Below are 11,646 nucleotides of genomic sequence, written 5' to 3'. Positions count from 1 at the left end.
TCTGCTAAAACAGAGCCTTAAATTTAATTTGCAATCTTTTTAATTTATTTTAAACTAATTATTTATTTAATAAATAGATTTATCAAAACTCCACCATATTTTAATATTACTGGTGCAAATACTACTGAAACTATTGTCATAAGTTTTATTAAAATATTCATAGATGGGCCAGAAGTATCTTTAAATGGATCTCCAACTGTATCTCCAACAACACCTGCTTTATGAGCATCACTGCCTTTTCCACCATGTACTCCACTTTCAATGTATTTCTTAGCATTATCCCATGCTCCACCAGCATTTGCCATCATAATTGCTAGCATAACGCCTGTAACTACGCCACCACCAATTAGACCTGCAAGAGCTTCTGCTCCTAATAATATCCCAACTAATAATGGTACTAATATAGCTAGTAATCCTGGAACAATCATTTCTTTTAATGCTGCATTGGTTGATATTTCAACACATTTTGAATAGTCAGGTTTTTGTGTTCCTTTTAATATTCTATCATCTTCTCTAAATTGTCTTCTTACTTCTTCAACCATTTGAGTTGCAGCTTTTCCTACAGATTCCATAGTTAATGCACCAAAAAGAAATGGCAACATACCACCAATTAAAACACCTACCAATGTCAATGGATTAAGTAAATTTATAGTTTCTAGATTTACTATTTGTGAATATGATGCGAAAAGTGCTAATGCTGTAAGTGCAGCTGAACCTATAGCAAAACCTTTACCTATAGCTGCTGTTGTATTACCAACAGAATCTAATTTATCAGTTATTTCTCTAATACTTTCGTCTAATTCACACATTTCTGCTATTCCACCAGCATTATCTGCTATTGGGCCATATGCATCAACTGCAACAGTTATAGCTGTTGTTGAAAGCATTCCTACAGCTGATAAAGCTATACCATATAATCCTAACGCAGTATCTTTTGCTCCACCTATTGCAAAAAATGATATTATTATGCCTATAACAATTAGTAATATAGGTATAACTGTTGATCTCATTCCAACTGATAATCCTGCTATAATATTTGTTGCAGCACCTGTCTCTGACTCATTTGCAATGAATTTAACTGACTTGTAATCAGCAGAAGTATAATATTCAGTAATTTTACCAATTAGTAGCCCTACAAGTAATCCAGCTATTACAGGTAAGAAAATTTTGTAGTTTCCAAGTAAAGATTTACAAGCTATAAATCCTACTATTAATACTATTACACCTGAAATTGTACTACCTAAATTTAAAGCTTTTTGTGGATTGTCTCCTTTATATGATTTTACAAATATAATTCCTATCAATGATGCCAAGATGCCTATTGACGATAAAACTAAAGGAAAAATTACTATTTCTTTTCCCCATGCACTAACCAATACAGCACCTAGTGTTATTGCAGATATAATTGAACCAACATAAGATTCAAACAAATCTGCGCCCATACCTGCAACGTCGCCAACATTATCACCAACATTATCAGCTATAACCGCTGGGTTTCTTGGATCATCTTCTGGAATGCCAGCTTCAACTTTACCAACTAAATCTGCTCCGACATCAGCTGCTTTGGTATAAATCCCACCACCAACTCTTGCAAATAAAGCAATAGAGGATGCACCTAATCCAAATCCAGTTATATACTCTACATTTAAATCAAATACAATTGAAAAAATACTTAATCCAATTATACCTAGTCCTACTACACATAATCCCATTACTGTTCCACCTGAAAAAGCAACTGATAGTGCTTCTTTTATTCCTGATTTCGCAGCTTCGGCTGTTCTAACATTAGATTTTACAGCTATTCTCATGCCAATATAACCTGCTATAATTGAAAATAGTGCACCAACAACAAATGCTATTGCTGTTTTATAATTTAAAAATACTAGTATAGCAATAGCAACTACTACTATAAACACACATAAGTAAGAATATTCCTTTCTTAAAAAAGCCATTGCGCCTTCTTCAATGTAACCAGAAATTTCAATCATTTTTTCATTTCCAGGGCTTTTTTTCAAGATATCCTTTGCTAAAAAAATGACAACAATAAGAGCAATAAAACCAGCAATTAATGAAACGTATAATAGATTCATACATTTCCTCCTTATATTTTATTGGTTTTCGTATATCATTTATTCTTATGTATAATTTTTGTATTTCATGACAACAAAATAATTTTATTTGTCTATTTAGTATACATTATTATATTATATGTCTATTAGTACAAAATCTTAGTTTCATATTTTATTTAAGTAAAGAACTCTTAATTTTAAGTTAAGCCTTTAGCATATAGACTTTTAGATTTTAAATATCTTATATTTTACTATACATAAAAAATCATTAAGGCTACTTTATCATAATTCCTTTTACATATTTTATATTCGTATTCTTTAATGTAATTATTTTTATTTTAATCTATATTTATATATATGCAATAGGTTAAATATCATTGCAATTTAACTTTTGCAATTCTTAATCATATATTGTTATATTTACTGATTTTATAATTTTCTAAAAAAATAAAAGTAAGGACTACTNNAGTAGTCCTTACTTTTATTTCATAAAGTTTAATATTAATGTATTAAGTGCAAATAATGCTGTAAAAATCCAAGTTAATCTTACAAGCATTACTTCCTTAGTTCTTGCTTTATTTTTTGAAAAGAATGTATCTTTTGATCCACCTTGTATTAATCCACTTAAAGCATCAGCTTTACTAGGTTGCATAAATATAGTTACTACTATTAATAAACCTAATAGTACTTCTACACCCATTAACATACTTCGCATAGGTAATCCCTCCTATATAGTTAACTCGTTACAAATAATATATCTATTAAAATTGTAACATAACATTTATTTTATTACAACTTTTCATTAATGTAAAGCTTCTAAATTTATACAGAATAAATCTTTTCAAATCCAAATTTCTAATATATAAATAATACTTAATTCCTGTTGGTATTGCCATTATTTGAATTAACATCTTCTAGAAATCATAAAACTAAAAAACAGCTACAAATTGCAGCCGTTTTTTAGTTTTGTTAGATGCTATATATCTTATTTCGTTTTATAAATTTATTTTTTTATATTAAAAAATGCTTTTCTTCCTCTATATTCAGCTACATCTTCTAACTCTTCTTCTATTCTTAACAATTGATTGTATTTTGCAACTCTTTCAGATCTAGCTGGTGCACCTGTTTTTATTTGACCTGCATTAACTGCAACAACTAAATCAGCAATTGTTGTATCTTCTGTTTCTCCTGATCTATGAGAAATAACAGCAGTATATCCTGCTCTATTAGCCATTTCTATTGCATTTAAAGTTTCAGTTAAAGTACCAATTTGATTTAACTTTATAAGAATTGAATTACCTGCACCAAGCTCTATTCCCTTTTCTAATCTTTCAGTGTTAGTAACAAATAAATCATCACCTACTAATTGAACTTTCTTTCCTAGTCTTTCAGTTAATAATTTCCATCCATCCCAATCTTCTTCTGCCATACCATCTTCAATTGAGATTATTGGATATTTATTTACCCAATCTTCAAAGAAGTCAACCATTTCAGCTGATGTTAATGTTTTTCCTTCATTTTCTAATACATATTTTCCATCTTTATAATATTCAGATGATGCTGCATCTATTGCAATAAATATATCTTCTCCTGCTTTATATCCTGCTTTTGTTATTGCTTCTATGATTACATCAATAGCTTCTGCATTTGATTTTAAATTAGGTGCAAATCCACCTTCATCACCAAGACCAGTAGCATATCCTTTATCTTTAAGAGTGTTCTTTAATGTATGATATACTTCAGCACACATTCTTAATGCATCACTAAAACTTGTCGCTCCCACTGGCATAATCATAAATTCTTGCAAATCTACTGAATTATCAGCATGAGATCCTCCATTTATTATGTTCATCATAGGTACTGGTAGTACTTTTGCATTTACACCACCAACATATTTATATAAAGATAATCCTAATGCATTAGCAGCAGCATTTGCAACAGCTAATGACACTCCTAAAATTGCATTAGCACCTAATTTTCCTTTATTATTAGTTCCATCTAATTCTATAAGCATTTTATCTATATATGGTTGATCAAATACATTACAACCTACTAAAGCTTCAGCAATTGTTTCGTTAACATTTTGTACTGCGGTTAATACACCCTTACCTAAGTAGTTAGCTTTATCTCCATCTCTTAGTTCTACAGCTTCATACATACCAGTTGAAGCACCTGATGGTACAGCAGCTCTTCCCATTGTTCCATCTTCAAGATATACCTCTACTTCTACAGTTGGAAAACATCTTGAGTCTAATATTTGTCTTGCAACAACGTCTATTATTTCTAAGTAATCGTTCATTTAATTACCCTCCTTTGAATTATATAAAGTTATTTGATAATGTTTATCAATATCATTTTAATATATAAAACATAAAATGAAAAGATTTTTTTTAATTACCTTAATATTATTGCTAATATTCAACCCTAATATTCAAAAAACATTTTTAAATATTTTTTCCACTAATCTACGTTTTAAGATGTGTTAATATATTAAATTACTCTATCCACTTTGCTTATGCATATATCAACATCCTTCTAAAATACAACCTTATATTTTAAAGTTTATTTTGGTACATATAGGAGTTATAAGTCATAATTTGTTAGTAAACAATATTATAGGAGCTTGTATCTATATGATTACATTATCAGCTATTCACTGGGTCTACTTAGTATTTATAGGATTAATCTTACTGTCTGTTATACTAAAAAAAGATATTTCAATTATATGTATAATAGGAATATTAGTAATATCATTTATGATTAAATTTTCCATTTCAGAATCTATTATGTCTGTTTTCAATGGTTTTCTTTATGCAATCAAAGAATTACTTCCTATAATACTCATAATTTCCGTAATTACTGCTCTTAGTAATCTTCTTTCTGTAACTGGAATAAATGAAGTTATGATTTCTCCTTTAGCTAAATTAATAAAAAATAAAGTATTAGCGTATTGGATTATTGGTATTTCAATGATGATAATTTCATGGTTTTTCTGGCCTTCTCCAGCCGTAGCACTAATTGGAGCTATTTTAGTTCCAGTAGCAGCAAAAGCAGGCTTACCTAAATTAGGTGCTGCAATTGCTATGAATATATTTGGACATGGTATTGCTTTATCAAGTGATATCATAATACAAGGTGCTCCAAAAATAACTTGTGACGCTGCTGGCATAGCTATTAATGAGTTTATGCCATCAATAATAATTCTAGAGTTAGTTATGGGATTTACTACAAGTATTTTAGCTTTTTATTTTATAATGAAAGATATTAAAAATAATAACCTTAATTCAATAAGTGATAGTACAGATTTAGAAACGGATTTTAAAGAGGATTTTAAAGATAATATATCTAATTGGAAGAAAAGATTTTTAGCTTTTCTAGTGTTATTTTCTTATGCACTAGATGTTACTTTTATGTTTTTACTATCTATTAAAGGTGAGAATGCAACTTCATTAATTGGTGGAACCACTTTATTTTTATTACTTATAATCTTTTTAAGTATATTTAAAGATATAAAAAAAACTCAACTAACATCTTACTTAATAGATGGTTTTCAGTTTGCATTTAAAGTTTTTGGTGCTGTAATTCCTATTGCTACATTTTTTTATTTGGGTGGTAGTGGTTTTGAACAAATTATAGGACATTCCTTATCTAATAACTCTCAAGGAATAATTAATGATTTAGGTGTTGCTCTTTCCAATGCTGTTCCTTTAAATAAAATCATTGCAACATTTACCGTTTCTGGTGTTGGAATATTAACTGGATTAGATGGTTCCGGTTTCTCTGGTCTCTCCCTTGTTGGTTCATCAACTAGGTTATTCTCTTCATCTCTAGCGCTAAACTCATCTCCATTAGCAGCTTTAGGTCAAATCTGTACAATTTGGATTGGTGGTGGAACTTTAATACCCTGGGCATTAATTCCTGTTGCTGCCGTCTGTAAAGTATCCCCATTTGAGCTAGCAAGAAAAAACTTTCTTCCTGTTACAATAGGATTAATTACAACTATGCTGTTTGCTTTAATTTTTCTAATCTAAAAATAAGACTATGTTTTAAAATAAAAATTACCGTTAATCTAAATGATTATATTATCAGTTAGATTAACGGCCTTAATTTTTTTATTTTTCATTGTCAAAATACCTGTCGAATTTAATGCTCCATTGATTTGCTTTGTTTTTATCTATTTCCTTAATGCCCTCAAGAAATTCATCTAAAACACCAATTCTTTTTAGTCCTTTCATTAAGTGTCTTGGATAATCTACTTTTCTAGAATATGCTTTTTTAGGATCAATTATCATTAGCTTTTCATCTTCAGATACAAATATATCCTTACATCTAGTATCAAGTTTAGTAAATTTAAGTTTTTTAAACTCTGTTAACAAATTATATATCTTTTTTATTAATTTTTTACTTAAACCATTTTTCTTAATATAGTAATCTAATCTTTCTCCATCAACTATTTCTCTTACTACATATAGTTTACCTCTTTTATAAAGTCTAGGAAAATATTTTGAACCATTTGTTCTATACAATATACCTCCCTCATCCTTACATACTTTTTGTGTCAAGAAAATTTTTACCACTTTATTTCCTGGTAATTCATAAACTATTCCGTTATTTCCTTGACCAAGATATTTCCCTTCTTTAAATAATTTTTCTGTCTTTTCATCAAAATCAGCAGAATAAGCAAAATTTCTTTTCATTTCATCAACCCTAAGCCTTTTTTATAAATATATTATATAAATTCTAACTTTATGCAAATAAAAAAATCTCTCTCAACTAAAAAAGCTTTCTATAATGAGGTTTTATCATATTTAATAGTAAAAATTTTCTATAATTTTATGTACAAAAAAGAGCTTAATAAGTTATACTTACTAAACTCTTTTAAAGATCATTTATTATTTAGTTGTCACTAAATTTTCCCCTGTCATTTCAACAGGAACTTCTAGTCCTAATTGATTTAACATTGTTGGAGCTATATCTGCTAGCTTACCATCTTTTATAGTTTTTCCTTCTGTGTTATTTGCAACCCAAACAAAAGGTACTGGATCTATTGTATGAGCTGTAAATGGATTTCCTGTTGAGAAGTCTATCATAGTTTCAGCATTACCGTGGTCAGCTGTTATGAATAAACATCCATCTTTTTCTAACATTTTGTTAGCAATTTTTCCTAAGCATTCATCAACAGATTCTATAGCTTTAACAGCTGCTGGAATAACCCCTGTATGTCCAACCATATCTGGATTTGCAAAGTTTAAAATTACCATATCATATTTATCTGAATCTAATCTATTTAATAGTTCATCAGTTACTTCGTATGCACTCATTTCTGGTTTTAAATCATATGTAGCAACTTTAGGTGATGGAATAACAACTCTTTCTTCACCTGGATTTTCTTTTTCAACTCCACCGTTAAAGAAGAATGTAACATGAGCATATTTTTCAGTCTCAGCAATTCTCAATTGATTTAATCCTTTTGAACTTACATATTCTCCAAGAGTATTAGCTAAAGTTTGAGGCTTATAAGCTACTTCAACACCTTCTAAAGTTTTGTCATATTGAGTCATTGTTACAAAAGTAAGATTTAAAGTTTCTCTCTTAAATCCATCAAATACTTTATCATTAATAGCTCTAGTTATTTCTCTTGCTCTATCTGGTCTAAAGTTAAAGAATATAACTGAATCTCCATTCTTTATTGTTGCTGTTGGAGCTCCATTTTCTAAAACTACTGTTGGTAAAACAAATTCATCAGTTTTATTATCATGGTAAGATTTTTCCATTGCTTCTACTGCACTATTAGCAGTTTCACCTTTACCTAATACTAATGCATTATAAGCAAGTTCTACTCTTTCCCATCTGTTGTCTCTATCCATAGCATAATATCTACCACTTATAGTAGCTATTTTACCTACGCCAACTTCAGCCATCATAGCTTCAGTTTTTTCTACAAATTCTTTACCTGATGATGGTGCAACGTCTCTACCATCCATAAATGCATGAACATATACATTTTGAATTCCTTCTTTTTTAGCGAATTCTAAAAGGCCTCTTAAATGTTCTATGTGTGAATGTACTCCACCATCTGATAACAATCCCATTAAATGTAATGTAGAATTATTCTTTTTAGCATTAGCCATAGCTTTCATTAAAGATTCATTTTCAAAGAAATCTCCATCTTTAATAGCTTTAGTAATTCTAGTTAATTCTTGATATACTATTCTACCAGAACCAATATTTAAATGACCTACTTCTGAATTTCCCATTTGTCCTTCTGGTAATCCAACTTCTAATCCACTTGCTTGTAATTGTGATGCTGGATAATTTTTTACTAATCTATCAAAATTAGGTTTTTTAGCTAAGCTTACAGCATTTCCTTCAGATTTTGGTGCTATTCCAAAACCATCTAATATCATTAACATAACCGGTCTTTTTGACATATTCCTATCCCTCCAGATTTATTATTAAAATATCATAATATACTAATATTATCTTTTATTCTCTATATTTTTAACCATTTTAATTATATTATTTTTTTAGATGTATTGCAACTTATAAAACTGTGAAGATTATATCTCCTTTAATGTATATCCTCAATAATATATATACTAAATTCTTTATGTAAAAGTTGAATTCATTATGTTTTATTTAAAATCTATTTTTTTTGTATAAGGCAAAAAGAGTCAAGTCTAAAAACAAATCTTAAAACTCATTTTAGATTTAACTCTATTCTATTAATCTATTAAGACTATAAACTGCCATAATACTTAGTTACTATATCATTCCAATTTTCTAATATACAATCTGTAATTTCAGGATCATACATTACTCCTCTATTTGTTAAAATTTCTTTAAAACATTCTTTATCACTTATTAAATCTCTATATGGTCTATTGCTCTTCATCGCATCTATAGAATCACAAATTGCTATTATTCTAGATCCTAATGGTATTTCATTTTTCTTTAAACCCTTAGGATACCCCTTTCCATCCCATCGTTCATGATGATGTAATACTATATAAGATATATTTTTCAAGCTCTTTGCTTTACTCAAAATTTTATACCCTATTTCAGGGTGTTTTTTCATCATTTGCCACTCTTCAAAATCTAATCTACCTTTTTTATTTAAAACATTATCTGAAACTCCTATCTTTCCTATATCATGCAAATGAGCAGCTATATGATACATTTCTAAAGTTTCCTCTGACAAATTCAAATGCTGACATAATTTATATGTCATATCACTTACTCTTGTAGAATGCCCTGATGTATATAAGTCTCGAGCTTCTAATGCTGCAACCATGCTCTCTATTATGTCATGATATATTATACCTTCATTTATTATTGACATTTTTATTACCTCTTTATTTAAATTTAACATGTTAATATTTACTAATATATTATCATATTATTCTTGTGTATTAAATAATTATTTTGATAATCATTATCATTTTTATTCAACATTTATATAACATTGTTTTATTATTTCAATAAATATTTTTTAAAAATTTATCTTACTTAATAAAATTTTTGCTATTTTTTGATTATTAATTATGTCTACTGTATAATATAGATCGATAAGGAATAATTGTTTTTTCTTGTTGAATTTTACAAAAATTAAATAAAAGGGAGCTTTTTTTATATGAAAAATACTAACTTATCTAATGTAAAGTTAACGGATGTAATAAATGTAGATACACTTCAAAAAATTTTAGATGCATTTTCAGATACTACTGGAATTTCAACAGTAGCTGTTGATCTTGACGGTCCTGTTACGAAAATGACTAAACCATCAAGGTTTTGTATGAATCTAACCCGAGGTACTTCTGAAGGGTTAAAAAGATGTAATGAATGTGATATTAAAGGTGGACTTAAATCTGGAAAATCAAAAAAACCTACTGTTTATTATTGTCATGCTGGATTAATGGATTTTGCTGCTCCAATTTTAATAGGAAATATTCAAATTGGTTCTTTAGTTGGTGGTCAAGTTTTGCCTCAAGCCCCTAAAGAAGATAAAATTAGAATAGTAGCAAAAGAAATAGGAATTAACGAAGATGAGTATATTGATGCAGTTAGAGAAATAAGAGTTCTTTCAAAAGAATCAATTGAAGCTGCTGCGAATTTACTTTTTATAATAGCTAATACTCTTTCAGATGTTGGATATCAAAAATATATAGGTAAGGATTTAACTAAAAAATTATTTGAAGTTTCTCATAATATATACGAAAGAATCACTGAAGTTGAAAGTTATGTGAATAAAGTCAATGAAATAAATAGTAATCTAGTAAATAGGTTTAACACATTAATTACTTCAGCTAATATTTCTGCTGATCAAGTAGAAGAAATTGATCAAGTTGCAAAATACATAAATAATGTTTCTTCACAGACTAATTTATTAGGACTTAATGCTTCAATAGAAGCTTCTAGAGCTAAAGAATTTGGTGCTGGATTTGGTGTTATTGCACAAGAAATAAGAAAATTATCTAATATGAATAGTGAACAATCTAAAAAAATAGGCACTGTTCTTCATAGTGTAAAAGATTCTATTTTTAATATGAGTGAGCAAATTCAGGATACTAACGAAAATGTTAATGAAAATGTTGAAGCTTTAAATCAAATTATTAATTCCATTTTCGAGCTTCATAAAGATGCAGAACTTCTTGAAACTTTTGGAAATAAACTATCCGATTTAAATAATAAGTAATAATTTATTTAAACACAAAATTTCATAAATTATTATAGGATTTCTAAATGTACATAATTTCTTAAAAACAAAAAAGGCTATGATTAAATCATAGCCTTTTATTGTTCTTAGTAGTTAACTATTCCAGAAAAATCTTCTGCTTTTAAGCTAGCTCCACCAACTAATGCTCCATCTATATCAGACATAGCCATTTGTTCAGTGATTGTGTTTGGTTTAACTGATCCACCGTATTGAATTCTTACTTTATCAGCAACTTCTTTACCGTACATTTCTACTACAACATTTCTGATTGCTAATATTGTTTCATTAGCTTGTTCCTTAGTAGCAGTTTTACCAGTTCCAATAGCCCAGATTGGTTCATAAGCTATAACAACTTTTTCAGCTTGTTCTTTAGTTAATCCAGCAATATCAACTTTAATTTGGCAAGCGATAAAGTTATTAGTAACTCCGCTTTCTCTTTGTTCTAAAGTTTCTCCACAACAAACTATTGGAGTAATATTGTGAGCAAATGCTGCTTTAACCTTTTTATTTATTGCTTCATCAGTTTCATTGAAGTATTCTCTTCTTTCACTGTGTCCTAAAACAACATATTCAATTCCCATAGCTTCTAACATTCCTGGAGCAACTTCTCCTGTAAATGCGCCACTTTCTTCAAAGTGCATGTTTTGAGCTGCAACTTTTATGTTTGATCCAGCTGTTGCTTTTTTAACAGCATCTAAACATACAAATGTAGGACATACAACTACATCACAAGTAGCATCCTTAACTAATGGTTTTAATTCTTCTACAACTTTAACTGCTTCATCAACAGTTTTATTCATTTTCCAATTTCCTGCAATAATTGCTTTTCTCATCGTTTTCACCTCATAATAAATTATAATA

General features: G+C 28.7%; 9 protein-coding genes. 2 read left to right on the top strand and 7 right to left on the bottom strand.

Annotation, left to right across the window (positions count from 1 at the left end; all coding sequences use genetic code 11):
- Positions 1-62: 62 nt before the first annotated feature.
- From NG904_RS12530 to eno, 3 genes are all read right to left on the bottom strand, one after another.
- Positions 63-2,090 carry a sodium-translocating pyrophosphatase gene (locus NG904_RS12530; protein WP_252231819.1) on the bottom strand — a complete coding sequence of 676 codons (2,028 nt, stop codon included), beginning with the start codon at positions 2,088-2,090 and terminating at the stop codon, positions 63-65.
- A 460-nt stretch (positions 2,091-2,550) separates the two neighbouring features.
- Positions 2,551-2,784, bottom strand: a complete 234-nt coding sequence (gene secG, locus NG904_RS12525; RefSeq protein ID WP_252211960.1) for a preprotein translocase subunit SecG — start codon at positions 2,782-2,784, stop codon at positions 2,551-2,553.
- 288 nt (positions 2,785-3,072) lie between these two features.
- The gene (eno, locus tag NG904_RS12520) at positions 3,073-4,368 is read right to left on the bottom strand and encodes a phosphopyruvate hydratase (protein WP_252231818.1); all 1,296 of its coding nucleotides are present in this window, start codon (positions 4,366-4,368) and stop codon (positions 3,073-3,075) included.
- Positions 4,369-4,702: 334 nt separating this feature from the next.
- Between eno and NG904_RS12515 the strand changes: the two genes are divergently transcribed.
- Complete coding sequence (locus tag NG904_RS12515) at positions 4,703-6,100, top strand: hypothetical protein (RefSeq protein WP_252231817.1); 1,398 nt, start codon at positions 4,703-4,705, stop codon at positions 6,098-6,100.
- A gap of 81 nt (positions 6,101-6,181) precedes the next feature.
- Here NG904_RS12515 and NG904_RS12510 read toward each other — a convergent pair whose 3' ends face one another.
- The 3 genes from NG904_RS12510 to NG904_RS12500 form a co-directional block, all read right to left on the bottom strand.
- A complete protein-coding gene (locus NG904_RS12510; protein WP_252211955.1) occupies positions 6,182-6,766 on the bottom strand; it encodes a protein kinase in 585 nt (194 codons plus the stop codon).
- Between the two features lie 195 nt (positions 6,767-6,961).
- Entirely contained in the window at positions 6,962-8,500 is a 1,539-nt protein-coding gene (gene gpmI / locus NG904_RS12505; RefSeq protein WP_252231816.1) for a 2,3-bisphosphoglycerate-independent phosphoglycerate mutase, read from the bottom strand.
- A gap of 308 nt (positions 8,501-8,808) precedes the next feature.
- Entirely contained in the window at positions 8,809-9,411 is a 603-nt protein-coding gene (locus NG904_RS12500) for an HD-GYP domain-containing protein (RefSeq protein ID WP_252211951.1), read from the bottom strand.
- A 291-nt stretch (positions 9,412-9,702) separates the two neighbouring features.
- Here NG904_RS12500 and NG904_RS12495 point away from each other — a divergent pair, with 291 nt between their 5' ends.
- The gene (locus tag NG904_RS12495; protein WP_252231815.1) at positions 9,703-10,764 is read left to right on the top strand and encodes a PocR ligand-binding domain-containing protein; all 1,062 of its coding nucleotides are present in this window, start codon (positions 9,703-9,705) and stop codon (positions 10,762-10,764) included.
- A gap of 107 nt (positions 10,765-10,871) precedes the next feature.
- Here NG904_RS12495 and tpiA read toward each other — a convergent pair whose 3' ends face one another.
- The gene (gene tpiA / locus NG904_RS12490) at positions 10,872-11,618 is read right to left on the bottom strand and encodes a triose-phosphate isomerase (protein WP_003371300.1); all 747 of its coding nucleotides are present in this window, start codon (positions 11,616-11,618) and stop codon (positions 10,872-10,874) included.
- Between the last annotated feature and the right edge of the window lie 28 nt (positions 11,619-11,646).

This window comes from Clostridium sp. ZBS15 (assembly GCF_023845705.1).
GTDB lineage: Bacteria > Bacillota > Clostridia > Clostridiales > Clostridiaceae > Clostridium > Clostridium aquiflavi.
This window is presented reverse-complemented; position numbering and strand designations above follow the sequence as displayed.